Here is a 25,808-nt window from a genome sequence, read left to right on the forward strand (position 1 = left end):
ACCATGTCTGCAAAATTTAAAACCCCAGAAGAATCCAGAGTCGTCATATCCATGTTGATGTTGCCGTCGCATGCCAATTTCTCAGGGAAAATTCACGGTGGACACATACTATCATTGATCGATCAGATCGCTTTTGCGTGCGCCTCAAAACATAGTAATAATTATTGTGTAACGGCTAGCGTAGACGTTGTAGACTTTCTAGCTCCTATAGAAGTGGGCGAAATGGTAACCCTTAAAGCCACGGTGAATTATGTAGGTAAAACATCGATGGTGGTTGGGATACGCGTGGATGCAGAAGATATCAAGTCTGGTGCTAAAAAACACTGTAATTCCAGCTATGTAACCATGGTAGCAAAAGATGGAGATGGAAATACAGTCACCGTTCCTGGTTTAAAATTAAGCACCGACTCACACATAAGACGGTTCTCCCGAGAAATCAGACGCAAAACCATCAAACGCAAAAGCTCCAAGGAAATGAAAGCCACCAACTTTAATGCGGATGAGTTTGTGGAGCAGCTGAAGGATTATAATGTAAAATTGGGTGATTAATTAATTAAGAAGTCACTGTTGATGATTCAAACCCATGATTTTCGATCAAACTTAAAAGCTTCTGTTGATCTTTTTCAACAATGTGACCTAAATTGAGAACACTAGTCTTACCGCCGTGTTTTATTGTGAGTTTGTTGTCTTCCAACTCAACTGTATTCAAGTCGCTAAAACTAAAGTTTGTACTTGAGAAAGACTTAACCTTTATCATGATACCACGCCTGTTACATTGTACATAATTTTTGTACCAGAACACTCTACCAAAATAAAATACCGGAAACAGGTTCGCGGCTGCTGCAAATGCTTTGTTCCAAAATTCATCTTGAAATTTAATTACCTCAAAGAAACCTATTGCTACTGCAACAATCATTAAAACAATGATTGGAACCACTTTCCAAGTGCCGGTAAAGCTGTCAAATTTTATTTGTTGAATTTCTAATGAATTTGATGAAAAGTTTTTGCTAATAATTATTACTGTAATACAACATCTTCACAGTTCACTCTTTCCTTAATCAATTGATACAAAAAACCTCGATCTTCTTCTGCAATATGACTCAAATCTATCTCAATAGTATCCTCATATTTTTGATCTATGCACAATACGTTTTCTTTCAAACCAATAGACATCACTTTTTTAAAAGTAACTGTTTTACCAAATAATTTTTTGATCTTAATGTACATTCCTCCTTTACTCCATTGGACGTAGTTTTTATACCAGAAGAAATGGGAAACAAATACAGCATTAGAGAATGAGCTAATTGCAACAAGGTAATTGTCCCATTTTTCATTTTCAAAAGGTATGAGTTCAAAGGCTCCAACGATTCCACCAAAAACAGCCAACAGTAACAGAACTAATAACCAAAAATTCCTTTTATGATTTGCAAAATGGATACGTTTCATGTTAAAAATCTTTATTCTAAAAGCTTAAATATAAAAAGACCTGATAAAAAAATCAGGTCTTTTTCAAATCTATAAAGCCTTTCAATGAATTACTTACTCAAATACATACGACGCCTAGCATACAACTCATAAAACTCATCATCCTTCAAGCTATCTACAAACAAGATGCTTTCTCCAGTTGATTTCATTTCTGGTCCCAATCGCTTATCGACATTCGGGAATTTGTTGAAAGAGAATACCGGTTGCTTGATCGCATATCCTTCTAACTGCGGGTTGAAATTAAAGTCGGTTACCTTGTTATGTCCTAGCATCACCTTAGTTGCATAATTTACGTAAGGCTCTTTATAAGCCTTGGCAATAAATGGAACTGTTCTAGACGCACGCGGGTTGGCCTCAATGATATAAACCATATCATCCTTGATCGCAAACTGTATATTGATCAAACCTACGGTCTTCAATGCCAAAGCAATTTTCTTAGTGTGATCCTTAATTTGTTGCATCACTAGGTCGCCTAAATTAAAAGGCGGCAAGGTAGCATTAGAGTCTCCAGAGTGAACTCCGCAAGGTTCAATGTGCTCCATGATACCTATGATGTAAACGTTTTCACCATCACAAATGGCATCAGCCTCTGCCTCTATGGCACCATCGAGATAGTGATCGAGTAGCAATACATTATTTGGAATCTTGCGCAAGATATCAACCACGTGTTCTTCCAATTCCTGCTTGTTGATCACGATCTTCATTCCTTGTCCACCTAATACATAAGATGGGCGAACTAGAATTGGGAAATCCAGGACATCAGCTACTTTAAGAGCTTCATCTGGTGTTGTGGCAATATCAAATTCTGGATAAGGAATATTGATTTCCTGTAGTAATTTTGAAAAACGCCCACGATCTTCTGCAAGATCCAAAGCTTCATAACTCGTTCCTATGATTTTTATACCGTGACGATCCAGTTTTTCAGCTAGCTTTAAAGCCGTTTGTCCTCCTAGCTGAACGATAACGCCTTCTGGCTTTTCATGCCTGATGATGTCATAGATATGTTCCCAAAAAACAGGCTCGAAGTAAAGTTTATCTGCTGTATCAAAATCGGTAGATACTGTTTCTGGATTACAGTTGATCATAATGGCTTCATAGCCACATTCCTGAGCGGCATAAACACCATGCACACAGCAGTAATCAAACTCAATTCCTTGACCTATTCGATTAGGACCTGAACCTAGTACAATGACCTTTTTCTTGTCGGTAACGATACTTTCGTTTTGAGCAGATCGCTTGCCATCTGGCGTTTCTACGTCTGCCTCAAACGTACTGTAGTAATAGGGTGTATCTGCTTTAAATTCTGCAGCACAAGTGTCCACCAGTTTGTAAACGCGATTGACATTCATCTCCTCGCGCTTTTTGTAAACCTCAGATTCCAAACATCCTAGCATGTGTGCTATTTGACGATCTGCAAATCCTTTTTGTTTTGCTTCTAGTAGCAGCTTTCGCGAAAGCGAACTAATATCATACTTCCCTATTTCCTTTTCTAGCTCGTGTAGTTCCTCAAATTGTTTTAAGTACCACATATCGATACGTGTGATCTCGTGGATTCTCGATAGCGAGATGCCCATAGCGATCGCGTCATATAATGCAAAAACCCGATCCCAGCTTGCGTTAGTCAGCTTGTCGATGACCTGGTTATAATCTGTATAACCTTTTCCATCTGCTCCTAAACCGTTACGCTTGATCTCTAAGGATTGTGTGGCTTTGTGAAGTGCTTCCTGAAACGATCGACCTATTCCCATCACCTCACCAACTGCCTTCATTTGAAGACCTAACGTACGGTCAGATCCTTCGAATTTGTCAAAGTTCCAACGAGGAATTTTTACGATAACGTAATCCAACGTTGGCTCAAATAACGCCGATGTATTTCCTGTAATCTGATTGTTCAATTCATCCAGAGAATAACCCAAAGCCAATTTGGTAGCAATCTTTGCAATAGGATAACCGGTCGCCTTACTCGCAAGCGCCGAAGATCTAGATACTCGCGGATTGATCTCAATCGCAATAATATCTTCGTTTTCATCTGGACTAACGGCAAATTGTACATTACAACCACCTTCAAATTCACCTATGCTGCGCATCATATGGATAGCCATATCACGCATTTTTTGGAACGTTCTATCAGACAGCGTCATAGCAGGCGCCACCGTAATGGAGTCACCTGTGTGGATTCCCATAGGATCCATGTTTTCTATCGTACAAATGATAACTACGTTGTCATTCTTGTCACGCAATAATTCCAGTTCATATTCTTTCCAGCCTAAAAGTGCTTTATCGATCATCACCTCGTGAATAGGAGAAACCTCAAGACCCATGGTCAGTAGTTCATCATAATCCTCTTCTTTATGAACAATAGCCGCACCAGCGCCACCTAAAGTGAACGAAGAACGAATACATAATGGGAAACCAAATTCCTGAGCAATTTCCTTTCCTTTCAAGAACGACGTTGCTGTAGCCTGCGGAGCCATACCAACTCCTATCTTGCCCATCAATTCTCTAAACTTCTCTCTGTCCTCTGTGATATTAATGGCATCAATATCAACTCCAATTAGATCTACATTATAATCTTCCCAGATTCCTTTTTGCTGTGCCTCAATACATAAGTTAAGTGCTGTCTGTCCACCCATGGTAGGTAGGACAGCATCAATTTGTGGGTGCTCTTCCAGAATTTTGCGTATAGATTTGGTCGTAAGCGGTAAGAGATACACATGGTCTGCCATTGATGGATCAGTCATGATCGTGGCAGGATTTGAGTTGATTAGAATCGTTTCAATTCCTTCTTCACGCAGGGATCTCAAGGATTGTGAACCAGCGTAGTCAAATTCACAGGCTTGACCTATGATGATAGGGCCGCTACCTATTAATAATACGGATTTGATGTCAGTTCTTTTGGGCATTGGTCTGTATTTCTGGGTGATGGTAAATTTCGTGATGTTAAGGCATAAAAAAAGGCGTTACTTATAAAAAGTAACGCCAGTTATTTACAGATAATGAACCATTATCGTTTGTGTCTTCTTTCAGTTGAAACAGATAGCTTCTTACGTCCTTTTGCTCTACGGCGGGAAAGAACCTTACGACCGTTTGCAGATGCCATGCGCTCTCTGAAACCGTGCTTGTTTCTTCTCTTTCTCTTACTAGGTTGATATGTTCTCTTTTGTGCCATCGTTTAATCTATAATAAAAGGTCGTACCTTAATTTTTAATCGGGTGCAAAGATAGGAAGTCTTTCTGATTACACAACGTTATCGATAAATTTTTATAGATATAATTCACCGCTTGTAAACATTCTAGTTAATTGGGATGCACAGATCCACGATACACTTACCTTCTGGATGTTCCCTATAGTTGTTGTGATGTATTTCAAATGGATCGCTGTCTGCTTTAAAGTGGTTATTATCGTTCATCCATTTGAATAAGTTTTTCCATGAATTCTCAAATTCTGCTGGCTTAGTTTGCATGGAAGCGACAATGCATCTTCCTGGATCTAACTCCAGTAATTTCATCTTGCTATCGACCTCGACATCGTAACTCACCTTTAAACATGCGCTTATACGTACATTATCATGAGCTGTATCTCTCGCACTGTCGTGGTAGATTTGAACCATTTGCGTATTGGGATGATCCATTAGTCCTTTGGGTATTGCCCATGAAATTAAACGGCTGTATGCTTCACTCAAATTTTGAAATCCTACCACTGGAACAGCTATGAGTTTCATGGATTCCACTTGCACTATGTTGATGTTCGAGTTCATTATTTGGAATTAGTTCGCTTTCGCGAAAGCGTAAACAACCTACTGGATCTACTGGAAATAACAAGCGTTGCCTATATTTGCAGCCCAAACAAAACTAGACATGTTTAATAAGAATATCAAACTAGTACTTGCAGCATTAGTCGTTGCATTTGCAATATATCAAATCACAAGAAACGAGATACTTACGGGCATCATGTTGATTTTATTAGCCGGAATCTTTGTGTTTTTGTATTTCAAAAACGAGATCATTCTGCTGGCATTTTTGAGATTGAGAAAGCAAGATTTTGAAGGCGCACAAAAATGGCTTTCCAAAATAAAAGATCCAGAAGCTGCCCTAGTTACCAAACAACAAGGTTACTATAACTACCTACAAGGATTGATGATCTCGCAAACCAACATGACTCAGGCTGAAAAGTATTTTAGAAAAGCGATCAAATTAGGTCTCAATATGGATCAGGATCTTGCGGTAGCAAAGCTCAACCTTGCTGGAATTGCCATGACCAAACGAAGAAAGCGTGAAGCCACTACCCTACTGAATGAGGCAAAAAAACTAGACAAACACGGCATGCTGACTGATCAAGTAAAAATGATGAAGCAACAGATGAAGAAAATTTAATCGTCAGCACTCTGGAGAAAATGGTAGAATATAGATAATGGAATAAAGATATTCTTTCATCCATATTCTATACTCCATATTCAGTTCTCTTTTTTTTCAAATCTCAAAAACCTTCCCATCCAGAGCGAAGTGGCTGTTCTCAAAAATAGGCCGTGCCTCATCTGTGAACATATCGTAGGATTTATATCTTGAGGAGTAGTGGCCCAAAATTAGCATACCGACTTCTGCTTTCTTTGCTATGGTGGCTGCTTGGGCCGCTGTGCTGTGTTTGGTCTTTTTACACAGATCTACGTGTGATTGAAGAAAGGTACTCTCGTGATACAATGCTGTGGCACCTTTGATATGAGTGATGATATCCTCTTTATACATAGTATCACTACAAAATGCATAGCTTTTGGCTGGATCACCTGGTGTGGTCAATCGCTCATTAGCAATGACTTCTCCGTTATCACGCAAATAGTCTGCTCCTTTTTTAATGTTGCGGTAATAGGCTTTTTCTACATTGAGTTCCTCACACGCGATAATATCTAAGTGTCGATCATTGGGTTTCTCCTTGAACAAATACCCATTGGTATATACACGATGATCCAACGGAATAGTGCTCACCGTTATAGCTTCGTCTTCAAATATCTCAACCGATTTTGTAGCTTCCAGTTCAGTGAAATGCAGTTCAAAAGGCATGTAGCTATTTCCCAATTTTAATTGCAGTTCAATCATTTCTTTGATGCCCTTTGGACCATAGACATGCAACGGCTTCTCACGACCCAATAAACAAAAAGTAGAAATCAACCCTATCAAGCCATATACGTGATCTCCGTGAAGGTGGGATATGAAAATATGTTTGAATCTTGCAAATTTGATGCGATGCTTGCGCAGCGCCATCTGCGTTCCCTCACCACAATCAATTAGAATCAAGTGACCTTTTACCTCAAGCACTTGCGCTGTAGGTCTCGCGTTATCTCTTGGAGTGGCACTGTGACAGCCTAGAATGGTCAATTTCAAGAGGCCATCATTTAAAATCCAAGATCGCGTTCAATTTCTTCCATCTCAATGATATCTTCTGCTTCCTTCAAGGTTGGCACCACAATGATTTCATTGGGAATGTCACCTGATGGAATAGCATTGTTGATGATTATCAATGATTTCTTGTTCGCTCTATGCGTGTTGCTCAAGGTGAGAAAACACAACAAATCCTGCAAACTCATCTTGTCGTATTTGAAAATGTCAATTACTAAATTGACGTCCATAAATTTATCATGAATGCGCGTCAAGAAATTAGCAAAGTCACAAACGTCGTCACGATCATCTTTTAATAAGGTGTATTTATCGGTAATCTTACTGGTCATTATGCTGAATTTTTGAGGCTATTAAATACAATACCGCCATACGGATTGCTACCCCATTTTCTACTTGGTTTAATATAATGGCTTGATCTGAATCTGCCACTTCGCTCGTAATTTCTACACCGCGATTAATTGGTCCTGGGTGCATTATCACGATTTCCTTATCAAGGCTATCTAGAATCTCTCTTGTTACTCCGTACTGCTGGACATATTCACGAACGCTAGGGAAATAGGAAATATCCATACGCTCGTTTTGAACCCGCAGCATATTGGCTACATCGCACCATTCCAAAGCTTTTTTAAGGTTCAGTTCTACTTTCACACCTAGATCTGCAATATGACGCGGAATGAGCGTTGCTGGACCGCATACCATCACTTCTGCTCCTAGTTTCTTGAGGCAATAGATATTTGACAATGCGACACGGCTATGCAATATATCGCCAACAATCACCACTTTCTTTCCGTCTAGGGTTCCCAGCTTTTCTCTGATGGAATAACTATCCAATAAAGCCTGTGTTGGATGCTCGTGGGCACCATCACCTGCATTGACTATTCTTGCGTTGACGTGTTTAGAAAGAAATACTCCTGCACCTGGATTGGGGTGGCGCATGACCACGATATCCACCTTCATGGCAAGAATGTTATTGACGGTATCAATAAGCGTTTCTCCTTTCTTGACAGAGCTTTGGGCGGCGCTAAAGTTGATCACATCTGCGCTCAAACGTTTTTCGGCTAGTTCAAAAGAGAGCTTTGTTCTTGTAGAATTTTCAAAAAAGAGATTTGCAATCGTGATATCTCTTAAAGATGGCACTTTCTTAATGGGTCGGTTTATGACTTCCTTGAACTGATCTGCAGTGTTATGGATCAATTGAATGTCCTCTGGTGTGAGGTATTGAATTCCCAATAAATGATCGACGCTTAAATGACTCATTGATCTTTGCTTTTCAAAAGGTACACCAGGTCTTCATGTGCATTTTCTTTCCACATTACTTTTACTTTTTGGTTACCTATGGCGTCCACCTGACGGCCATTATAATCTGGTTGAATAGGTAAATGCCTGGAAAATCGTCTATCTATAAGTGTCAGTAATTCAATGGTTTTAGGCCGGCCAAATGACTGCAAAGCCGTCAAAGCTGCACGTATGCTGCGACCTGTATATAAAACATCATCTACAATGACCACGTCCTTTCCTTCAACGACAAAATCAATTTCAGTAGAATTTGCCTTGAGAGGTTCCTCACCACGACGGAAATCATCTCTATAAAAAGTGATATCCAGAAGTCCTGTTCTAAGGTGCTTGATATTGTAATCAGATTCCAGCAGTGCCTTAAGTCTCTTCAACAGAAAAGTTCCTCGAGGTTGCAAACCTATTAATGCTGTATTTTCAAAATTGCCGTGATTCTCAATAAGTTGACACGCCAGCCTGTGCAATATAATATCTATCTGGGCGGCGTTGAGAAGGACTTTTTGACTCATTGATACTGGTAAGGATTACAAATATAAAGTATTTGATTAATGGATGGTTTATAGTGCTTGTGCAATTTTAAATTAGGGATTAGGGATTAGGGATTAGGGGTTAGGGGTTAGGGGTTAGGGAAAAAGATATTTCAAAAGCTGACCAGTAAATAATCCATATCAAACTTGGGAAATAATGGTGGTATGTGGTATGTGGTATGTAAAAAAAATACTTTGATCAAAAACCGTCAATCTTATATCTAAAATTCGATTTGCGTTAGGGATCGAAGCGTAAATCCTTTTTGATACGGGCGCATGCAATGCGCCGTAGCAAAAAGATTGCAGCGTAGAGCCCGACCGAGGCCTAAGCCGAGGGAACGCCCAAATCATCACAAAAGTTTTCCATAAAAAAATCCCTTGCCAACTCAATGACAAGGGATTTCTAATTTATAAAAGTTGAAGACTATTCTTCTTCTTTTGCTGCTTTCTTAGAAGCTTTCTTCTTTTTTGGTTCGGCTTTAGGAGCTTTACCTTCCATTCTGTCCTTCAATGCTTGAAGTTTAGAGTTGGCATCACCTAGGGTTGGCTTATCAGCTTCTTGTTGCTGCTTAGCTGCCGCCTTAACAATTTTTGCTTCCTCTTCTTTATGGATGACCATGTGAGAACCTACGACACGCTTGAATTCTTTGTTGAACTCAATGATCTCGATTTCGGCTTTCTCACCTTTACCAAGCTTGGATCCGTCTTCTTTCTCAAGGTGACGTGATGGAATGAATACGGTGATATCGTCGTTGAATTTAACAACAGCGCCTTTATCTACCATTTCAGTGATTTCCACTTCATGCTTAGTTCCTAGACCAAATTCAGCCTCATATTTATCCCATGGATTATCCTTAGTCTGCTTGTGACCTAGAGATAGTTTGCGACCGTTAACGTCTAGTTCAAGAACTACTACCTCTAACTTATCACCAACTGCACAGAATTCTGATGGGTGCTTGATTTTCTTAGTCCATGAAAGGTCAGAGATGTAAATCAATCCATCAACTCCTTCTTCCAATTCTACGAATACTCCAAAGTTAGTGAAGTTTCTCACGATACCTGTGTGGCGTGAACCTACAGGATACTTAGTAGTAATGTCAGTCCATGGATCTTGTGAAAGTTGCTTCATACCTAGAGACATCTTGCGATCTTCTCTATCTACGGTAAGAACCTCTGCATCGATAATGTCTCCTACTTTTACAAAGTCACCAGCACTTCTAAGGTGCGTTGACCATGACATTTCAGATACGTGAACAAGTCCTTCAACTCCTTCTTCTACCTCTACAAATGCACCGTAATCTGCGATTACAACTACTTTTCCTTTCACCTTATCACCTGGCTTGATCTTGTCAGATAGAGCTTCCCATGGGTGTGGCTCTAATTGCTTAAGACCTAACTGGATACGTGACTTATCTTCATCAAAGTCAAGGATTACCACGTTAAGTGTCTGGTCTAGATCTACAACCTCATTAGGGTGGTTGATACGTGACCATGAAAGGTCAGTAATGTGAACTAGTCCATCAACACCACCTAGATCAACAAACACACCGTAAGAAGTGATGTTCTTCACAACACCTTCCAGTACTTGTCCTTTCTCTAGACGAGAGATAATTTCTTTTTTCTGCTCTTCAATATCTGCCTCAATAAGTGCTTTGTGCGATACAACAACGTTTTTGAACTCGTGGTTGATTTTCACCACCTTGAATTCCATTGTTTTATCTACATATGCATCATAGTCGCGGATAGGCTTCACATCGATTTGCGATCCTGGAAGGAACGCCTCGATACCAAATACGTCTACGATCATACCACCTTTAGTACGACATTTTACATACCCATTAACGATCTCACCAGTATCGTGTGCATTGTTGACACGCTCCCATGCTTTGATCAAACGAGCTTTACGGTGAGAAAGGATCAATTGTCCAGTCGCATCTTCACGCACGTCTACAAGTACCTCAACCTTGTCACCTACTTTTAGGTTAGGGTTGTAACGGAACTCGTTAAGGGAAATAACACCTTCTGATTTTGCATTGATGTCAATGATCGCGTCACGATCTGTCATCTTGATTACTTCACCTTCAATAACATCAGTATCGATGGTATCTACAAAGTTCTCTGCAACAAGCTTTTCAAAAGCTTTGAGTTGGTCCTCATCTACTTTCTCGATTCCTTCACTGTAACGTTCCCAGTCAAAGGTGTCAAGAAATTCTTGCGGATCCATTTTAGGTTTAACTTCTTTTTGAGTAGGTTCTTCAAGCGGAGTTTCTGCTTCTACTCTGTCTGCAACCTGAGTTTCTGTAACACCATCCTGTGCTGCCTCAAGTTCTTGTTTTGTTGTTTCTTCAGCCATGTTTTGTTTGCTGATTAAAATTTGTATTCAAGGGTCTGCCGGAAACTTATAGAAACTCGCCAAGAAGATTTATATAAAGTTTTGATTCCCAAACGGTTTCCGTAATCTCGTTTTGGGCTTGCAAAAGTACGATCTTTTTTAATTTTATCCAATATTGAGAGACTGTAAAGTGATGGTTTTGAGTTCGCTTTCGCGAAAGCAGAATATTCTCATACTTTTATAACAGATATCAATCTGTATGACCTCAAAGGCAACCTCTCCAGAAGAATATATTAAAGAACTAACCGAAGATCGCAAAACACCAATGGAGCGTTTGCGTAACGTGATCCTTTCCAATTTACCAAATGGTTATGAAGAAACGATGAGCTATGGTATGATCGCCTATCAAGTGCCTCTTGCTAAATACCCTGAAGGCTATCATGCTGGTAAAGGACAGACGCCCTTGCCATTTATCAATCTCGCCTCGCAGAAAAATCATATCGCCTTATATCATATGGGAATCTACGCCAATCCACAAATACTGGATTGGTTTAAGCAAGAGTACCCTGAACATGCCAAAACAAAACTGGATATGGGTAAGAGCTGCATCCGTTTCAAGAAAATGAATGATATTCCGTTTGATTTAATTGCAGAACTTTGTGGCAAGATTTCTGTGGAAGAATGGATCGAGACTTATGAAGAACAAATCAAGAGATAATATGTTTAAAAATGGATTAGTTGCCTTTTGCGGCATTTTACTTTTAGCATCCTGTAACGAGAAACCTGTGGTGATCGATGATCCTCGCAATCATCCAGAACTATATAAAAAAGTGGATACGGTGGAACGCGTCAAAACGATGGAAGTTCTAAAACAAGATATTTATCTCAATGATCTAGATCCAGATGCAGGAATGGAAATCCAAAAGGATCAAATCAATATGTTCTACAGATCTGAACAAGACAGCATTGATGACTATTATGACTATGTTGTGAATCAAGACTATAATGGAAAAAATTATGCAGATGAAGGCATTACCTATCTACACCTGATACGCGGTGGTGATTCACTTCATTATGAGATTATCGCCAATAATAGAAATGTATTGCGCTTCAAATATCTAGAAGACAATAGCATCCATGAATTCTTTCCTGCAAAACGTCCGGGCAAGATGCCAGAGATATTTCCCAATGATGCTGATGATAGTGAGTTGGAGAATTAAAAGCTACCAAACTTTTAAAACAAAAATCTTAATATCGTCGAATAGCCTTAACTAATGAAAAGAAGATTTCTACTTGTACTATTGATTTTAATCATTGCTTCTTGTAAAGAGTCTAAAAAAACAAGTGTAAGAGACCAATTTGAATTGTCAGTTACCGCTAAAAATTTTCCAGATAGCACTAAAGTTGTTTTGTATAATAGAGATATCGATAAAAACATTGATTCCACTTTTGTGATTAATGAAAATTTTAAATTATCTGGAAAGATTGATTTACCATCATTGAGTTATTTAGACTTTTACGATAAGAATGGAAAGCATCTTGATCCTTATAAGTATTTCTTTTTGGAAAATGATATCATTTCAATTACAGGTGAATATTCTAACTTTTTAAATGCAACAGTTGAAGGATCAAATCAAACAGATCTTTTGACCAAGTTTGATTCTATATCTGCAAACAGTAAAGAGTCAGACAGATTATCTAAAGAGATTAACTTTCTGTACTCGAATGCCAATAACCAGATGACCTTGAGTCAATTACTATATAAAAAGAAACAGATCTCCAAAGACAGCCTGCTGTTATTTTATGGCAGGTTAGATCCAACTAATTCAAACTCGCCGAAAGGTCAAGAGTTACTGGCTTATGCAAAATTAAATGACTTAAAAATTGGCGATAAGTTCAGAGATATTACTGGAAACGACCTTAAAGGAAACCAACATAAATTATCTGATTATCAAGGTAAAGTTGTTTTGTTAGATTTTTGGGGAACTGGCTGTATTCCCTGTAGGTCACAGAATAAAAAAGAGTTCCCTATATTAATTGATAAGTATGGTGATGATTTTGTTATGATCAGCTATTCTCTTGATACGAATCAAATTGGATGGGAACAATCCAGCGAAGAGGATAAAATTTCTTGGCTGAATATTTCAGACCTACATGGAGTGAATGGAGAAAATGCAAAAAAATATTCAGTTCAGGCTCTACCCAATAGTTTTTTGATTGATCAAAACGGAATTATAGTAAAATCATTTCTTGGTTATAGGAAAGGATCCATTGAAATCGAGGAAGAAATTGAAAAACTTTTGAGATAGAAATACCAGACAAGCTAGTTACTTGAATATTCACACACCTGATGATTCATTTGAAGTTCTATTTGCTCAATTCTTCCTTTGCCCAATGCAACAATGTATCAAACTGTTCATCACGATCCATATGACTAGTATCTAACAGCAACGCATCTTCTGCTTGAACTAGTGGGCTATCCTCACGATTAGAATCAATATGATCACGCTCGATGACATTTTTGAGCACGTCATCATACTCAACTTTGTCACCACGTTTTTTGAGTTCATCATAACGTCGTTTGGCTCGCTCATCAGCTGCTGCGGTCATGAACACTTTTAATTCGGCATTTGGGAAGACTACGGTTCCTATGTCGCGGCCATCCATGACCACGCCTTTCTCTGCTCCCATTTTTTGCTGCTGTTCCACGAGTTTGGAACGCACGGTAGACACCTCGGCTATTTTGCTGACCACATTGCTTACCTTAAGTGTTCTGATTTCCTTTTCAATGTTTTTGCCATTGAGACAGACTTCGTTATTTCCGTTTTCTGGATTACGCTCAAAAGTGATGGTAATATCCTTGAGTCGATCCTCCAATTTTGTAGTGTCCAGAATGCCGTTGTTTATTAAGCTTTCGCGTAAAGCGAAAAAAGAAACCGCACGATACATCGCACCGGTATCGACATAAAGGTAACCTAACTCTTGTGCGAGTTGCTTTGCAGCAGTACTTTTTCCCGTACTGGAATGGCCATCAATGGCAATGGTAATTTTACGTTGCATATTATTGCAAGTTAACATTTACACCTATAAAACTGGTGTGTGATGCGAGACTATACCGAGAATGTGAATAGCTAAATCGTAATTTTCTGATCTTTAAAGAGAACCCAGCGCTCAAACCTGAGAAGGCTCGAGTGTCCTGAATCCGCAATTCCTCTGCCCTACGGAAACTGTATCCCAATCGCAACTGGAAATCGTCTTCTGGAAAAATCTCAACTCCCAACACGGTATGGCGCAGCGCATTATTAAAAAAACTAGGGTCGTCTTCAATCACGTTACCATCAAGATCGCGTTGAGCATTAGCGCTGTTTGAAAATGCAATATCCCATTGCTGTAAATTCTCTAAAGTCACGTGCAACCGAAGTGGCAAAGTGCGCATCGTATTTGAAAAACCTAACGCTATTTCTAAAGGCAGGTCTTCATAAACTTCATTGTAGGCAGTAAACTGGGTTCCCAAATTGCGAACGACCAGCGCTCCACGTATGGCCTTTTCTTCATCATAGTATAAAAGACCCAAATCCACGGCGCCACCTAGCGAGGTGAAATTCTCCAGCTGTGAACTGATCAATTTTGCGTTAATACCGACAAAAAAATCTGACCAAGGAATATTATACGCATAACCCAATGAAACGGCTACCTCATTACCGCCAAATTCGCCTGTAGAATTTCCCTGCTCATCAAACCCGTCAAATTTTCCGTAGTTAAGATAGGTCACACCAGCATGAAAAGTTTGCAAATGTCGGTCCCAGGTATATGCATAGGCTGCTGTACCATAGTTGACATCTCCCAAATAATTCACATAGTTTACCTGGAGCTGGTTATCCATTTTGGCATTGATGGTAGCTGGATTGTAAATGGCAGTGGTTGGATCATAGCCTACTGCGGTAAGCACGCGACCGCCTAGTGCTGCTTGCTTAGTACCAGAAACTAGGTTGAGGAATTGATACGTCGCCTCACCACCTATCTGCCCATTGCAAATTGCAGCCATGGATAGCATTGTAAGTAAAACGATATAATGGTGACGCATTAACGGTTGTGAATTGCAATATCTAAACGACTGCAAGTTTAATTTATTTTTGATGGGTCTTAAAGTGGTTGTGATTATTTGTTGGTTGATGGTATCGCTTTCGCGAAAGCTTAGTCGCCAAAACCAAATGAAAAATCTCTAAAATAGCGACCTGATCAAAGTATTCTGAAATTAAAATTTATGAATTTTACTCTATGGGAAATAGCAAAGCTTTGCACTGACGTAGGTCTGGTTGTATTGATCTGGATGGTGCAACTAGTGATATATCCTAGTTTTTGTCATTTTGAAAGTGATGGCTTTGATCGCTGGCACCGCATTTATATGAGAAATATTACATTCATCGTACTACCGCTGATGCTCGGGCAATTAATACTTTCTGGATATCTTCTTTACACCTCTGGTTTTCAAATACTGCGTGTTGTAGATTTTCTTTTGGTAGGCAGTATGTGGTTATCCACGGCACTATTTTATAAACCGCTTCATGAAAAATTGGTTCCCAAAAAGTTTGATATTCCTATTTGCAATCAGCTGACTAAAACCAACTGGTGGCGTGTGGTGGTGTGGAGCACCATCCTCTTATTAAATTTTATTTGAAAACAGTTTAAGCCTAAGAGCTATTTGAAAGCAATTCAATTGTCGATTTCTAATTAAGGTATCGACTACCAAGTAACAGAAAAGGGACACAACTTTAGTATTGTTTTACTATCAAACCACCAATTAAAACTCATTATGAAACTCACCTTACAACTTGCCGCAATCTACAATGTCCTTTGGGGCGCTTGGGTCGTACTTTTTCCAGATATGTTCTGGGAATTAGTAGGTATGGAGCCGTTGAATCAGCCTATGGTATGGCAAGGAATGGGAATGGTAATAGGTGTTTATGGTCTAGGCTACTGGTGGGCGAGTTATGATCCCATGCGCCACTGGCCTATCGTGGCCGTCGGCATGCTGGGTAAAATATTTGGACCTTTGGGTTTTGTGTTCAACTATGCGCAGGGAAAGGTTCCATTTGAGTTTATTTATACGTTGATCACTAACGATTTCATCTGGTGGATTCCGTTTTTCTTGATTTTGAAAAAAGTCCACACAGAATATAAATGGAAATTGACTTAGAAATAGATGTCAAAAAGCTCTCGCCATTATAGCACTAGTTAGCTATTATCAACGTTACGCCTACGTTTTAAAATAAATTCGATGAGAGCTTAAGCAACAATTATCGAATACCTCAAAATTGAAAACTTAGTTTAGTAAACACTCATATCCAGATACACATCCACTATTGGCCAATCACCTGCATCGGTTTCTATTTGAGAAATTTTTTCGGCGACTTCCATTCCTGATGTGACCCGGCCAAAAATCGTATGCTCACCATCTAGATGATCTGTTGCTCTAAGCGAGATAAAAAAATCAAATGGATTGTGCCACATTTCTGGGTTGTCTTCCCATTCCTTGGCGCTGCTTAAGGTTCCGTACGCATGTTTCACGTTAGAAAGAATGTTAGGTGGTAATTTGTAATTTCCGGCGCTGCTGCGTTTAGTGGCAGTGAATGTGTCATCACTATCACCAGCCTGAACAATGAATCTAGGTACCACTCTATGTGCTACCGTGCCATCGTAATAGCCGTTCTTGATCAAATAAACGAAACTAGCTCTGTAAATAGGTGTCTCCTCAAAAAGCTCCATTTCTATAGTGCCGAATTTTGTTTTCAAACGCACATGGGTTTCTGGATTTCTCTTGCCGTATCTAGTAAAAAACGGAATCACACTGTCCTGTGGGATGTAACTCAATAAAGTATCACCATCTGCTGTAATGGATGGTTGGTAAAATTCTGCTAAGCTTAGTTCTTCCTTTTCCTCTTTAGAAAGTACAGGCTCTGGATCTGGTTGTATTTCTTTCGAGTGGTCCTTAGTATCTTTACAAGAAGCGATAAAACATAAAAGTAACAGCAAGCACAATTTTGAATTCATTCAGCGATTTTTTAGATCTAGTTCCAAAATTAACCAAAATGCCATTGCCAGGTGCAACCGCACAAATGGAAATGGCGGCTATGGAGCGCCTGGAGGAATTACAGCGCGCACAAATGGCTAACAAAACTCCCAGAGAAGCATCTACCATGATGTTGATCTATCCCAAAAATGAAGTGCCCTATTTCGTACTTATAGAACGCATGCTTTCAAAAGGAAAGCACAGCGGCCAGATTGCATTTCCTGGCGGCAGGTCAGAAGAAGAAGATGACTCTCATGCCATAACAGCATTGCGCGAGACTGAAGAAGAAGTTGGTATTTTAATGGGTGATCAAGAGGTCATAACCGCTGGAACACCAGTTTATATACCGCCCAGTAATTATCTGGTGCGTCCATTTCTCGCTTTCGCGAAAGCGAACTTATCCTTCACACCACAACCTAGCGAAGTAAAATCCATTATAGAGGTGCCGCTGCAACAATTGCTGGATCCAGCAAACGTTACTACCTATAACCTTTCCACAAGCTACATGACAGATGTCGATGTTCCCTGTTTTTTACTAAAAGAACAAATCGTTTGGGGTGCTACCGCTATGATGCTTAACGAGTTCAAAACATTATTCACCAACGCTATCGATCGGTAGCACGGCCAATATTTCCCATAGTTATTTTAACAAATGAAAAGTGCCATGTTTTTGTATATTGGCCTTTCGTTCAAATTTGAAATACTTCATGGGATTGTTTAAGAAAAATCCTTTTGGTCATATACTTTTCTTGAAGCTTTGGTTGATTCGCATCATGGGTGTTCTATCACACCGGCGCTATCGTGGCTTTAATGAATTACAAATTGACGGTAGCGAGATCATAAAAGATCTACCACCTCAAGGCGTTTTGTTCGTTTCAAACCATCAGACTTATTTTGCAGATGTTGTGAGTATGTTTCACGTATTCAACGCCTCGCTTTCTGGTCGCAATGACAGTATCAAGAACGTGGGATATCTATGGAAACCAAAGCTCAACATCTACTACGTCGCGGCAAAAGAAACCATGGAAAGTGGTTTGCTACCTAAGATTATGGCTTATGCTGGCGCCATTACTGTGGAGCGCACCTGGCGTGCAAAAGGTGAGGAAATCAACCGCTCTGTAAATCCAGATGATACTAAGAACATAGGGATTGCTCTTGATGAAGGTTGGGTGATCACGTTCCCACAGGGAACTACAAAACCTTTCAAGCCTATACGCAAGGGAACAGCTCACATCATAAAGCAGTACAAACCTATAGTAGTTCCTATCGTCATAGATGGTTTTCGACGCAGTTTTGACAAAAAGGGATTGCGCATCAAGAAGCGCAATATCCTCCAATCCATGGAAATCAAACCGCCGCTAGAGATCGATTATGAAAATGATAGCGTTGAAAAGATTGTGGAGCAATTGGAATATGCTATTGAACAACATTCTTCTTTCCTGAAGGTCATCCCTGCAGAGGCGCTACAGGATATGGAAGATCTCAATAAACAGCGTCGCTGGGAATATTAATTCCACCATCTTTTTTAGAACCGTTAATGGCTGCCTTTACAACATTTTGTTTGTAGGGATTCCGCTTTCGCGAAAGCGTGCTTACCACTATCTTTGCCCACTTAATCGACACTTTTATGAAGATTTCCTACAACTGGCTCAAGCAGTTCATCAACGTTGCAGATGACCTGGACAAACACACGGCTTTACTGACCTCTTTAGGTCTAGAAGTTGAAGGAGTCACGCCTTTTGAAAGTGTAAAAGGTGGATTGAAAGGTGTTGTCGTTGGACATGTAGTCGAATGTAAAAAACATTCCAACGCAGATAAACTTAAGCTTACTAAAGTTGATATAGGTAATGAAGTTGTTCAAATCGTATGTGGCGCTGCAAACGTGGCAGCAGGTCAAAAAGTTCCCGTAGCGACCATAGGTACAACACTTTATGATGCTAAAGGCGAAGCGTGGAAAATCAAGAAAGGAAAAATACGTGGCGAGGAAAGCCATGGAATGATCTGTGCCGAGGATGAATTGGGATTAGGAACCTCGCACGCGGGAATCATGGTGCTGGACGATGAGCTAGAACCGGGAACACCACTAGCCGAGGTTTTTGAGATCGAAAGCGATCATGTGATCGAGATAGGCCTTACTCCTAACCGTGCAGATGCCATGTCGCATATGGGCGTTGCCCGTGACTTGAGAGCTGGACTTGCGGTCAATGAGGATGCACCGTCTTTTATAACTCCATCGCTAAGCAGTTTTCACGTAGACTCTCGTGCCAATCGATTTGACATTGAAGTTGTGAATAATGAACTAGCACCGCGTTATTGTGGTGTTTCCATCAATGGGCTTAAGATCGAACCATCACCCAATTGGCTTAAAAATAGATTAAAGGCGATAGGAATCACTCCTAAAAATAATGTGGTAGATATCACGAACTATGTGATGCATGAGATAGGCCAGCCGCTGCATGCCTTTGATGCAACCAATATTGAAGGAAATAAAATCATTGTGCAGACCTTACCTAGCGGCACGCCATTTACTACACTTGATGGTGTGATTCATGAACTGCATGAGGAAGATTTAATGATATGTGATACAGAAAAACCTTTGTGTATCGCTGGAGTCTATGGTGGACAAAATAGCGGAGTTACTGATGGAACTACAAGCATTTTCCTTGAAAGTGCCTACTTCAATCCAGTGAGTATACGCAAGACGGCAAAACGTCATGGATTCAATACAGATGCGTCCTTTAGATTTGAAAGAGGAATTGATCCCAACATCACAGAAGACGCTCTCAAGAGAGCAGCGATTCTTATCAAGGAAATAGCTGGAGGCGAGATTACAAGTGATATAAGTGACCTGTATCCAGTAAAAATTGAAGATTACGAAGTCTTCCTGCCATTTGCCAAAATCGATTCTCTAATAGGCCAAAAAATTGATCGTGCAGAAATTAAGGAAATCCTTAGAACACTTGACATCAATGTAAAAAATGTTACTGAAACTGGCTTGGGATTAAGTATTCCAGCTTATCGTAATGATGTAAGCCGTCCAGTAGATGTGATCGAAGAAATATTGAGGGTTTACGGTTATGACCGTATAGAAACCAGCGTGAAGCTAAACGCTTCCATCGCGCCTAGTTCGCGTTTGGATAGCTTTAAAATTGAGAATATCGTTGCCCAGCAGCTCATAGGTCAAGGCTTTATAGAGATGATGGCTAACAGCTTAACTGCTGCAAAGTATCATGAACTCACGGAGCAGATTTCCGCTAAGAACGAAGTGAAAATATTGAATCCGTTGAGTAAGGACTTGTCCGTGATGCGTCAGAGTTTGCTTTACGGCGGTCTGGAAGCTATTGCCTACAACTTAAATAGAAAGCAAAACGATCTCAAGTTCTTTGAATTTGGTAATAGTTACCATCAATTTAAAGAAAGAAGTTTTACAGAACAAAAACACCTGTCAATTCTAACCGTTGGAAATGTTCAACCCAACGCATGGAATGCCACTGACATTAAAGCCGATTTCTTTTACATTAAAGGCGCTGTGATTTCTATATTGAACCGATTGGGAATAGAAACGATCAGTGAGAAAACGACTAAAATGGACTTTTTGAGTGAAGGGCTTGCTCTAAGTTCTGGCGGAAAGTTGGTAGATATAGGAATGGTGAAAAAGAAAATCGCTCGTTCTTTTGATATAGACGAGCCTGTTTTTTATGCCAATATTTATTGGAGCGAAGTCTTGAAACTCGTTAGTAAAGAGCATCGTCCTATTGAAGAAATCTCTAAGTTCCCGCCTGTGAATAGAGACCTGGCTCTATTGGTTGATCAACAAACCTCATTTAAAGAGCTACAGAACGTAGCCTTTCAAGCCGAGCGTAAACTATTAAAAACTGTAGAGTTGTTTGATGTTTATGAAGGAAAGGAACTTCCTAAAGGGAAGAAATCCTATGCATTGAGTTTTAAACTTCAGGATCAAGAAAAAACGTTGACTGATAAGCAAATCGACAAAGTAATGAGCAAAGTCCAAGATCAGTTAGAGAAGCAAGTAGGCGCTACTGTTCGATAATTGTCTGAATAGTAGATAATAAATATTTCTAACTCTATTGATAGTTTTAAAGTAGCTCTACGACCTAAGGATGGAAGCTAGGATTTTACATCGTTAAGTTCTAACTTTCATAACTAATTCGATCTATATGCTGCGTAGGACTAACATTGAGCAAAAATTACAGCAATCCCGTAATAAGACGATTCAAGAATCAGATATTCTGGATCAGGTCAGGGAAATTCTGGCACAGGATGATCTCAAGGAAGATGCCATTATCGCGAGAATGAAAAGTCCGCAGAAACCGACACCTCGCAACTCATTTGATATTGATTTATTGGATAGTGATAAGATTTATCACGTCGATCAAATAAGAGACATTTGCGTCGATTATAGGTTGAGATTCTTAGATACTCGTTATTTTAAGAACGAAATACCTCAAGAGGCGCTCAATAAAATCAAGCAGCTAGAAAAAGATCACCAAACAACATTGAGAGGTTTTAAAATAGTAGCTCCTTCAAAGATGTTTAAGTTGGAGAATGCAGATGATCCTTTGCTGTTTGCTCCTATTGGTAATGGATATTTTTATTTGATTCATAAATGGGGTAATGATCTTAACGCATTTAGAAAAGCATGGGCTTGGCCCTTTAAGTCTTTTGAGAACTTGATTATCTGTACAATTCTGGTAAGTCTTGTAGCAGCTTATGCGGTTCCCAACGGAATATTTTCTAAGGATACTAGCGGCGTCCAATTTGTTCTAATATTCTTTTTTACCTTCAAGTCAATAGCTGCAATGGTATTGTATTACTCTTTTGCCGCTGGCAAAAATTTTAATACAGCCATCTGGAACAGTAAGTATTTTAATGCCTAACAGCATTCATTATAATAGTTAGATTAATGTTGGAAACGCCTCTTTACAGAGGCGTTTTTTTTATCTTGTCGATCAAATATTGAACTATGGCAGCACGCAGGCGTAACCCATTAATGGGCGGGATTTTTGCAATGATTATGATAGGTTTTGGTAGTTACCGCTTGTTCGTTCACTTTTCTGGACGTGCGACTCTGGAAACTTGGCAACTTGTAATTACCGGTGCGGTTATTCTATATGGTTTATTTGTAGCCTATAGCGTTCTAACCCAAAAACCAGAAAACCCAAGTGAGTAATGGCCGATTCAAAATCAAACTATAATTTATTACTGGCTATTGCCTTCATTGGAATCGGTTCCTGGAAAACGTATGATTATTATACAGGCGATGAAACTATGGCGACCTATCAAGTCGTGCTATCCATACTTTTGATCGTAATCGGTTTTTACCAGTTGTGGCGTTGGAATGTGCAACGTGAAAAGCCATAGATATTCTCGAGTGAGAAATCAAAATGCTGTTTCAAAAATTTTAGAAAAGTAATTAGCTAACTTTCAACGCAGCCATCTTAATAGCTGCAATAGCTGCTTCTGAGCCTTTATTACCGTGAATACCACCACTACGTGCTACAGATTGCGCATGCGTATCATCTGTCAAAACACAAAAAATTACAGGGATTCTAGTTTTATTCAGATTCAAGTCTTTGATGCCGCTGGTGACTCCTTGACAAACAAAATCAAAATGTGCCGTTTCACCTCTAATCACACTACCTATTGCGATTACGGCATCTAAAGCTCTTTTTTGTCGCTTACCGGGAACGCTAAAGGTCGATTCCTGCATTTTGCGGCAACCGTAAATTAATTCAAAAGATCCAGGAACATCATATCGATGGATAGCCTCTTTATTAAGCCCACAATCAATAAGCGTTTCTACAGCGCCTTTGTAAAGGTTCTCTGTAATATCATCATTCCATTCAGACACGACTAGTCCTATGCGCATCTTTGATGCGTCAGGCAAACTATCCTTGTCATAATGGGAAAGGTCCTTACCGGCTGTTGCCATAATCTAGTTGGAAGCTGCTTGGGCTTGACCTAAAAGAATTTTTGCCGTTTGAGCTTCAGCAGCAGATTCGTATTCTTCTTCAATACGCTCAAGATTCTTGATTGCAGTGCTATTATCACCAGTCAAGAGAGCCGCTTGAGCTCCTTTCAATAAATACTTGGGAGTTGTAAAGTCATTAGGAACTACATCTGCAGCTTCGTTGTAATACTTAACAGCATCCTCAGCTTGGTCAACTTGCATAAGTGCATCACCTATACCAGCTTTAGCATAAGCCTCCATAATAGAGCCATCACCATCGTAAGCTGTCAAGTAATCAATCGCTTTTTGATAATTGGTTCCACCTAAATTAAGATAAGCCATACCAGCTTGATAGTTGGCGATGTTACCAGCGTCAGTTCCGCCATAGTTTTCTGCTAGTTGCAACAAACCATATTTTCCTTCACCACCTTCTAGTGCAAGGTTATAAAGAGAATCCTGCTCCTCACCGGTAGCATTTACTGCTTGTTCGTAAAAGCTAAAAGCCTGAGTGGACTCTTCTAGAGCTTCATCTGCTTTAGGTCCAACTACAAATGCAGTGTATGCCCAGATGGCAGCAGCGATTACAGCTATTGCGATAACGGTATATAGAATAACATTTTGGTTTTTGGCAACCCATTCTTCGGTTCTTCCTGCGCCTTCATCAAGTGATTCAAAAATCTCTGCCGTTGTCGACTCTTGATCTTCGATTACTTCTTTCTCCTTCTGCGTTTTAGGCTTGTAACCTCTTTTATTATATGTGGCCATTATCAAATTTATTGAACGCGCAAAAATATAATTTTTATCGGTATTAAAAAACGCGTAATGACTTATTCTTCTAGCGGGCAATCCTTAAATTTGGCATTGCAGTGAAGTAGTTATCTATGTTACGCTTTCGCGAAAGCGAACTAGACACAATCCTCTATACATCAATATATTACAATCTATTAATTATGCATCTTAAATCTTTGAGCCTGGTCAATTATAAGAGTTTTGACAGCGCTGATTTTGAGATGGATGAGAAAATCAACTGCTTTGTAGGAAATAACGGTGCCGGTAAAACGAACGTACTGGATGCCATTTACCATCTTGCCTTTGCCAAAAGCTATTTCAATCCCATAACGATTCAAAACATAAAACACGAAACTGATTTTTTTGTGATCAATGGAAAGTTTGAAAAGGATAATCGTGAAGAAAATGTGGTGATTAGTGCAAAACGTGGCAACAAACGTATTGCAAAACGCAATGGTAAAGTCTATGATAAGATCAGCGATCATATAGGATTATTGCCGCTAGTGATTATCTCTCCAGCAGATCGAGATCTGATTATTGAAGGCAGTGAGACCAGACGTAAATTTCTGGATGGTGTGCTATCGCTGGATAATCAACAATATCTACAGCGACTGATCAACTATAATAAGTTGCTGTCACAACGTAATGCACTTCTCAAATACTTTGCAGCCAACCGTAAATTTGATAGCGATGCTCTTGCCGTTTACGATGAACAAATGGTGTCGTTAGGTAGTTATATCCATAAATGTAGGGTTGAATTTCTAGAGCGCTTCACTCCCATTTTTAAGGAGTTTTATGCAAAGATCTCAAGGAAAGCTGATGAAGAAGTAGATATATATTATAAATCTGATTTTCTTGATGCTAATCCAGCGACCGTTTTCAAAGAAGCACAGCAAAAAGATCTACAAATCCAATACAGCACGGTGGGAACTCACAAAGACGACCTACTATTCTCGCTGGATGGTTATCCCGTCAAGAAATACGGTAGCCAAGGACAACAAAAGAGTTTTTTGACCGCTTTGAAATTGGCGCAATTTGAATTTATTAAAAGTGAAAGCGGTACGGTTCCTATCTTACTATTGGATGATATTTTTGATAAACTGGATGAGAGTCGTGTATCACAATTGATAGAAATGGTGAACGATGAACAATTCGGTCAGTTGTTTATTAGTGATACCAATAGCGAGCGTACAGAAGCCGTTATCAAGAATGTAAATCAATCCTATAAAATGTTTGAGCTATGAAAAATTCGATCTGTGTCATTTTGATAGCTATTTTGGCAAGTTGTGCTAATGACAGCAATAGTGAAAAAATAAAGAACCTTAACGGTTACTGGAACATTGATCTTGTTGAGAAGTCTGACGGTAGCTCCAAAGAATTTCCTTTTACAAATCATATGGATTTTTTTGAAGTTAACGGCAACATAGGCACAAAAAGCCGCGTAAGTCCAACGTATGATGGAACATTTATATCCTATGGAGATGCGGTACGATTTGTCTGGGTAGACAATGAGAATCAAGTCGTTCTTAATTTTGAATCTGGAGACCAAGCCTACTCACAAATACTTAGAAAAGCGACCAAAGAAGAACTTGAACTGGTTCACGAGGATGGAACTGTTTATTATTATAAAGCCTATCAATCCAATGAGGAACAATAAAAAAGACGATTTTGTAAACATGAGCGATGCTTTGAAGGACTTCAAGTCCCAGAAAAAGTTGTCCAAAGGTTTCTTGAAAGTGGATGTTGATGCCGCATGGAAAGAGGTCATGGGTCCTGGAGTTATGACATATACGACAGGAGTTAAACTTTCTGGAGAGAAGCTGTTTATCGATCTATCGTCTTCTGTTTTGCGACAGGAGCTGTCTTATGGTCGCAGTAAAATCATAACAAACCTCAATGAACATTTAGGTAAAGAGATCATCAAGACTTTAGTGCTTAGGTAGTTAATTAC

31 protein-coding genes are annotated in these 25,808 nt (G+C 39.5%); 16 read left to right on the top strand and 15 right to left on the bottom strand.

What is annotated here, in order from left to right; genetic code table 11:
• Positions 1-3: 3 nt before the first annotated feature.
• Positions 4-549, top strand: a complete 546-nt coding sequence (locus BLO34_RS06060; protein ID WP_090753483.1) for an acyl-CoA thioesterase — start codon at positions 4-6, stop codon at positions 547-549.
• Positions 550-553: 4 nt separating this feature from the next.
• Here BLO34_RS06060 and BLO34_RS06065 read toward each other — a convergent pair whose 3' ends face one another.
• The 5 genes from BLO34_RS06065 to BLO34_RS06085 form a co-directional block, all read right to left on the bottom strand.
• Positions 554-916, bottom strand: a complete 363-nt coding sequence (locus BLO34_RS06065; protein ID WP_090753485.1) for a hypothetical protein — start codon at positions 914-916, stop codon at positions 554-556.
• Between the two features lie 101 nt (positions 917-1,017).
• On the bottom strand, positions 1,018-1,446 hold the full coding sequence (locus BLO34_RS06070; protein ID WP_090753488.1) for a hypothetical protein: 429 nt from the start codon (positions 1,444-1,446) through the stop codon (positions 1,018-1,020).
• 89 nt (positions 1,447-1,535) lie between these two features.
• On the bottom strand, positions 1,536-4,388 hold the full coding sequence (carB, locus tag BLO34_RS06075) for a carbamoyl-phosphate synthase large subunit (protein WP_090753490.1): 2,853 nt from the start codon (positions 4,386-4,388) through the stop codon (positions 1,536-1,538).
• A 101-nt stretch (positions 4,389-4,489) separates the two neighbouring features.
• Positions 4,490-4,654: a 50S ribosomal protein L34 gene (rpmH, locus tag BLO34_RS06080; protein WP_090753493.1), complete on the bottom strand. Its 165-nt coding sequence runs from the start codon at positions 4,652-4,654 to the stop codon at positions 4,490-4,492.
• Positions 4,655-4,777: 123 nt separating this feature from the next.
• Positions 4,778-5,242, bottom strand: coding sequence for a GyrI-like domain-containing protein (locus BLO34_RS06085; protein WP_090753495.1), 465 nt, complete (start codon positions 5,240-5,242; stop codon positions 4,778-4,780).
• A 100-nt stretch (positions 5,243-5,342) separates the two neighbouring features.
• Here BLO34_RS06085 and BLO34_RS06090 point away from each other — a divergent pair, with 100 nt between their 5' ends.
• Positions 5,343-5,858, top strand: coding sequence for a hypothetical protein (locus tag BLO34_RS06090; protein WP_090753497.1), 516 nt, complete (start codon positions 5,343-5,345; stop codon positions 5,856-5,858).
• Between the two features lie 96 nt (positions 5,859-5,954).
• Here BLO34_RS06090 and BLO34_RS06095 read toward each other — a convergent pair whose 3' ends face one another.
• The 5 genes from BLO34_RS06095 to rpsA all read right to left on the bottom strand — a co-directional run bounded on the left by BLO34_RS06095 (position 5,955) and on the right by rpsA (position 11,048).
• Entirely contained in the window at positions 5,955-6,860 is a 906-nt protein-coding gene (locus tag BLO34_RS06095) for a ribonuclease Z (RefSeq protein ID WP_090753501.1), read from the bottom strand.
• 11 nt (positions 6,861-6,871) lie between these two features.
• Positions 6,872-7,204 (bottom strand): ribonuclease Z, encoded by a 333-nt coding sequence (locus BLO34_RS06100; RefSeq protein WP_090753503.1) that lies wholly within the window; start codon positions 7,202-7,204, stop codon positions 6,872-6,874.
• Positions 7,194-8,132 (bottom strand): aspartate carbamoyltransferase catalytic subunit, encoded by a 939-nt coding sequence (locus BLO34_RS06105; protein ID WP_090753506.1) that lies wholly within the window; start codon positions 8,130-8,132, stop codon positions 7,194-7,196. Before BLO34_RS06105 ends, BLO34_RS06100 begins: the two co-directional genes overlap by 11 nt.
• Entirely contained in the window at positions 8,129-8,677 is a 549-nt protein-coding gene (gene pyrR / locus BLO34_RS06110; protein ID WP_090753510.1) for a bifunctional pyr operon transcriptional regulator/uracil phosphoribosyltransferase PyrR, read from the bottom strand. Before pyrR ends, BLO34_RS06105 begins: the two co-directional genes overlap by 4 nt.
• Before the next feature lie 442 nt (positions 8,678-9,119).
• Positions 9,120-11,048, bottom strand: coding sequence for a 30S ribosomal protein S1 (gene rpsA / locus BLO34_RS06115; protein ID WP_090753513.1), 1,929 nt, complete (start codon positions 11,046-11,048; stop codon positions 9,120-9,122).
• Between the two features lie 238 nt (positions 11,049-11,286).
• Here rpsA and BLO34_RS06120 point away from each other — a divergent pair, with 238 nt between their 5' ends.
• Genes BLO34_RS06120 through BLO34_RS06130 form a run of 3 tightly spaced genes read left to right on the top strand, consistent with a single transcriptional unit; the run spans position 11,287 to position 13,336 of the window.
• Positions 11,287-11,745 carry a DUF1801 domain-containing protein gene (locus BLO34_RS06120; RefSeq protein WP_090753516.1) on the top strand — a complete coding sequence of 153 codons (459 nt, stop codon included), beginning with the start codon at positions 11,287-11,289 and terminating at the stop codon, positions 11,743-11,745.
• On the top strand, positions 11,723-12,247 hold the full coding sequence (locus BLO34_RS06125; RefSeq protein ID WP_090753519.1) for a hypothetical protein: 525 nt from the start codon (positions 11,723-11,725) through the stop codon (positions 12,245-12,247). The genes BLO34_RS06120 and BLO34_RS06125 overlap by 23 nt, the downstream gene beginning before the upstream one ends.
• A 54-nt stretch (positions 12,248-12,301) precedes the next feature.
• Entirely contained in the window at positions 12,302-13,336 is a 1,035-nt protein-coding gene (locus BLO34_RS06130) for a TlpA disulfide reductase family protein (RefSeq protein ID WP_090753522.1), read from the top strand.
• 58 nt (positions 13,337-13,394) lie between these two features.
• Here the strand turns inward: BLO34_RS06130 and cmk are convergent, their stop codons facing one another.
• On the bottom strand, positions 13,395-14,087 hold the full coding sequence (gene cmk / locus BLO34_RS06135; protein ID WP_090753524.1) for a (d)CMP kinase: 693 nt from the start codon (positions 14,085-14,087) through the stop codon (positions 13,395-13,397).
• 1 nt (position 14,088) lies between these two features.
• Positions 14,089-15,072 carry a type IX secretion system protein PorQ gene (gene porQ, locus BLO34_RS06140; protein WP_231959577.1) on the bottom strand — a complete coding sequence of 328 codons (984 nt, stop codon included), beginning with the start codon at positions 15,070-15,072 and terminating at the stop codon, positions 14,089-14,091.
• Positions 15,073-15,291: 219 nt separating this feature from the next.
• Here porQ and BLO34_RS06145 point away from each other — a divergent pair, with 219 nt between their 5' ends.
• On the top strand, positions 15,292-15,705 hold the full coding sequence (locus BLO34_RS06145; RefSeq protein WP_157686704.1) for a hypothetical protein: 414 nt from the start codon (positions 15,292-15,294) through the stop codon (positions 15,703-15,705).
• Positions 15,706-15,840: 135 nt separating this feature from the next.
• Positions 15,841-16,224 (top strand): alkyl hydroperoxide reductase, encoded by a 384-nt coding sequence (locus tag BLO34_RS06150; protein ID WP_090753530.1) that lies wholly within the window; start codon positions 15,841-15,843, stop codon positions 16,222-16,224.
• Between the two features lie 131 nt (positions 16,225-16,355).
• On the opposite strand, the gene BLO34_RS06155 is transcribed toward BLO34_RS06150, so the two are convergent.
• Positions 16,356-17,078, bottom strand: coding sequence for a peptidylprolyl isomerase (locus tag BLO34_RS06155; RefSeq protein ID WP_090753532.1), 723 nt, complete (start codon positions 17,076-17,078; stop codon positions 16,356-16,358).
• Between the two features lie 38 nt (positions 17,079-17,116).
• On the opposite strand from BLO34_RS06155, the gene BLO34_RS06160 reads away from it, so the two are divergent.
• From BLO34_RS06160 to BLO34_RS06185, 6 genes are all read left to right on the top strand, one after another.
• Positions 17,117-17,716, top strand: a complete 600-nt coding sequence (locus BLO34_RS06160; protein WP_172823958.1) for an NUDIX hydrolase — start codon at positions 17,117-17,119, stop codon at positions 17,714-17,716.
• An 88-nt stretch (positions 17,717-17,804) separates the two neighbouring features.
• A complete protein-coding gene (locus tag BLO34_RS06165) occupies positions 17,805-18,608 on the top strand; it encodes a lysophospholipid acyltransferase family protein (RefSeq protein WP_090753537.1) in 804 nt (267 codons plus the stop codon).
• A gap of 116 nt (positions 18,609-18,724) precedes the next feature.
• The gene (gene pheT / locus BLO34_RS06170) at positions 18,725-21,148 is read left to right on the top strand and encodes a phenylalanine--tRNA ligase subunit beta (protein WP_090753539.1); all 2,424 of its coding nucleotides are present in this window, start codon (positions 18,725-18,727) and stop codon (positions 21,146-21,148) included.
• 127 nt (positions 21,149-21,275) lie between these two features.
• Complete coding sequence (locus BLO34_RS06175; RefSeq protein WP_090753542.1) at positions 21,276-21,995, top strand: hypothetical protein; 720 nt, start codon at positions 21,276-21,278, stop codon at positions 21,993-21,995.
• A gap of 86 nt (positions 21,996-22,081) precedes the next feature.
• A complete protein-coding gene (locus BLO34_RS06180; protein ID WP_090753545.1) occupies positions 22,082-22,288 on the top strand; it encodes a hypothetical protein in 207 nt (68 codons plus the stop codon).
• Entirely contained in the window at positions 22,288-22,479 is a 192-nt protein-coding gene (locus BLO34_RS06185; protein WP_090753547.1) for a hypothetical protein, read from the top strand. The genes BLO34_RS06180 and BLO34_RS06185 overlap by 1 nt, the downstream gene beginning before the upstream one ends.
• Before the next feature lie 52 nt (positions 22,480-22,531).
• Here BLO34_RS06185 and ribH read toward each other — a convergent pair whose 3' ends face one another.
• On the bottom strand, positions 22,532-23,050 hold the full coding sequence (gene ribH, locus BLO34_RS06190) for a 6,7-dimethyl-8-ribityllumazine synthase (RefSeq protein ID WP_090753550.1): 519 nt from the start codon (positions 23,048-23,050) through the stop codon (positions 22,532-22,534).
• 3 nt (positions 23,051-23,053) lie between these two features.
• On the bottom strand, positions 23,054-23,833 hold the full coding sequence (locus tag BLO34_RS06195) for a hypothetical protein (protein ID WP_090753553.1): 780 nt from the start codon (positions 23,831-23,833) through the stop codon (positions 23,054-23,056).
• Positions 23,834-24,018: 185 nt separating this feature from the next.
• Here BLO34_RS06195 and recF point away from each other — a divergent pair, with 185 nt between their 5' ends.
• From recF to BLO34_RS06210, 3 genes are read left to right on the top strand one after another with little or no spacing between them, the layout of a single operon-like run.
• Complete coding sequence (recF, locus tag BLO34_RS06200) at positions 24,019-25,101, top strand: DNA replication/repair protein RecF (protein WP_090756490.1); 1,083 nt, start codon at positions 24,019-24,021, stop codon at positions 25,099-25,101.
• Positions 25,098-25,514 carry a lipocalin family protein gene (locus BLO34_RS06205; RefSeq protein WP_090753555.1) on the top strand — a complete coding sequence of 139 codons (417 nt, stop codon included), beginning with the start codon at positions 25,098-25,100 and terminating at the stop codon, positions 25,512-25,514. The genes recF and BLO34_RS06205 overlap by 4 nt, the downstream gene beginning before the upstream one ends.
• Positions 25,501-25,800 (top strand): DUF721 domain-containing protein, encoded by a 300-nt coding sequence (locus BLO34_RS06210; protein ID WP_090753557.1) that lies wholly within the window; start codon positions 25,501-25,503, stop codon positions 25,798-25,800. The genes BLO34_RS06205 and BLO34_RS06210 overlap by 14 nt, the downstream gene beginning before the upstream one ends.
• Positions 25,801-25,808 lie beyond the last annotated feature (8 nt).

The organism is Nonlabens sp. Hel1_33_55 (assembly GCF_900101765.1).
Lineage (GTDB): Bacteria > Bacteroidota > Bacteroidia > Flavobacteriales > Flavobacteriaceae > Nonlabens.

Bases quoted from the DNA above. Each gene is read 5' to 3' on its own strand.
- rpmH (WP_090753493.1), bottom strand. From the start codon at position 4,654: ATGGCACAAAAGAGAACATATCAACCTAGTAAGAGAAAGAGAAGAAAC.
- BLO34_RS06160 (WP_172823958.1), top strand. From the start codon at position 17,117: ATGCCATTGCCAGGTGCAACCGCACAAATGGAAATGGCGGCTATGGAG.
- BLO34_RS06205 (WP_090753555.1), top strand. From the start codon at position 25,098: ATGAAAAATTCGATCTGTGTCATTTTGATAGCTATTTTGGCAAGTTGT.
- BLO34_RS06085 (WP_090753495.1), bottom strand. From the start codon at position 5,242: ATGAACTCGAACATCAACATAGTGCAAGTGGAATCCATGAAACTCATA.
- BLO34_RS06175 (WP_090753542.1), top strand. From the start codon at position 21,276: ATGCTGCGTAGGACTAACATTGAGCAAAAATTACAGCAATCCCGTAAT.
- BLO34_RS06150 (WP_090753530.1), top strand. From the start codon at position 15,841: ATGAAACTCACCTTACAACTTGCCGCAATCTACAATGTCCTTTGGGGC.
- pyrR (WP_090753510.1), bottom strand. From the start codon at position 8,677: ATGAGTCAAAAAGTCCTTCTCAACGCCGCCCAGATAGATATTATATTG.
- rpsA (WP_090753513.1), bottom strand. From the start codon at position 11,048: ATGGCTGAAGAAACAACAAAACAAGAACTTGAGGCAGCACAGGATGGT.
- BLO34_RS06195 (WP_090753553.1), bottom strand. From the start codon at position 23,833: ATGGCCACATATAATAAAAGAGGTTACAAGCCTAAAACGCAGAAGGAG.
- BLO34_RS06210 (WP_090753557.1), top strand. From the start codon at position 25,501: ATGAGGAACAATAAAAAAGACGATTTTGTAAACATGAGCGATGCTTTG.
- ribH (WP_090753550.1), bottom strand. From the start codon at position 23,050: ATGGCAACAGCCGGTAAGGACCTTTCCCATTATGACAAGGATAGTTTG.
- BLO34_RS06065 (WP_090753485.1), bottom strand. From the start codon at position 916: ATGATTGTTGCAGTAGCAATAGGTTTCTTTGAGGTAATTAAATTTCAA.
- BLO34_RS06155 (WP_090753532.1), bottom strand. From the start codon at position 17,078: ATGAATTCAAAATTGTGCTTGCTGTTACTTTTATGTTTTATCGCTTCT.
- carB (WP_090753490.1), bottom strand. From the start codon at position 4,388: ATGCCCAAAAGAACTGACATCAAATCCGTATTATTAATAGGTAGCGGC.
- cmk (WP_090753524.1), bottom strand. From the start codon at position 14,087: ATGCAACGTAAAATTACCATTGCCATTGATGGCCATTCCAGTACGGGA.
- BLO34_RS06165 (WP_090753537.1), top strand. From the start codon at position 17,805: ATGGGATTGTTTAAGAAAAATCCTTTTGGTCATATACTTTTCTTGAAG.
- BLO34_RS06105 (WP_090753506.1), bottom strand. From the start codon at position 8,132: ATGAGTCATTTAAGCGTCGATCATTTATTGGGAATTCAATACCTCACA.
- pheT (WP_090753539.1), top strand. From the start codon at position 18,725: ATGAAGATTTCCTACAACTGGCTCAAGCAGTTCATCAACGTTGCAGAT.
- BLO34_RS06145 (WP_157686704.1), top strand. From the start codon at position 15,292: ATGAATTTTACTCTATGGGAAATAGCAAAGCTTTGCACTGACGTAGGT.
- BLO34_RS06090 (WP_090753497.1), top strand. From the start codon at position 5,343: ATGTTTAATAAGAATATCAAACTAGTACTTGCAGCATTAGTCGTTGCA.
- BLO34_RS06180 (WP_090753545.1), top strand. From the start codon at position 22,082: ATGGCAGCACGCAGGCGTAACCCATTAATGGGCGGGATTTTTGCAATG.
- BLO34_RS06185 (WP_090753547.1), top strand. From the start codon at position 22,288: ATGGCCGATTCAAAATCAAACTATAATTTATTACTGGCTATTGCCTTC.
- recF (WP_090756490.1), top strand. From the start codon at position 24,019: ATGCATCTTAAATCTTTGAGCCTGGTCAATTATAAGAGTTTTGACAGC.
- BLO34_RS06120 (WP_090753516.1), top strand. From the start codon at position 11,287: ATGACCTCAAAGGCAACCTCTCCAGAAGAATATATTAAAGAACTAACC.
- BLO34_RS06125 (WP_090753519.1), top strand. From the start codon at position 11,723: ATGAAGAACAAATCAAGAGATAATATGTTTAAAAATGGATTAGTTGCC.
- BLO34_RS06070 (WP_090753488.1), bottom strand. From the start codon at position 1,446: ATGAAACGTATCCATTTTGCAAATCATAAAAGGAATTTTTGGTTATTA.
- BLO34_RS06130 (WP_090753522.1), top strand. From the start codon at position 12,302: ATGAAAAGAAGATTTCTACTTGTACTATTGATTTTAATCATTGCTTCT.
- porQ (WP_231959577.1), bottom strand. From the start codon at position 15,072: ATGGCTGCAATTTGCAATGGGCAGATAGGTGGTGAGGCGACGTATCAA.
- BLO34_RS06100 (WP_090753503.1), bottom strand. From the start codon at position 7,204: ATGACCAGTAAGATTACCGATAAATACACCTTATTAAAAGATGATCGT.
- BLO34_RS06060 (WP_090753483.1), top strand. From the start codon at position 4: ATGTCTGCAAAATTTAAAACCCCAGAAGAATCCAGAGTCGTCATATCC.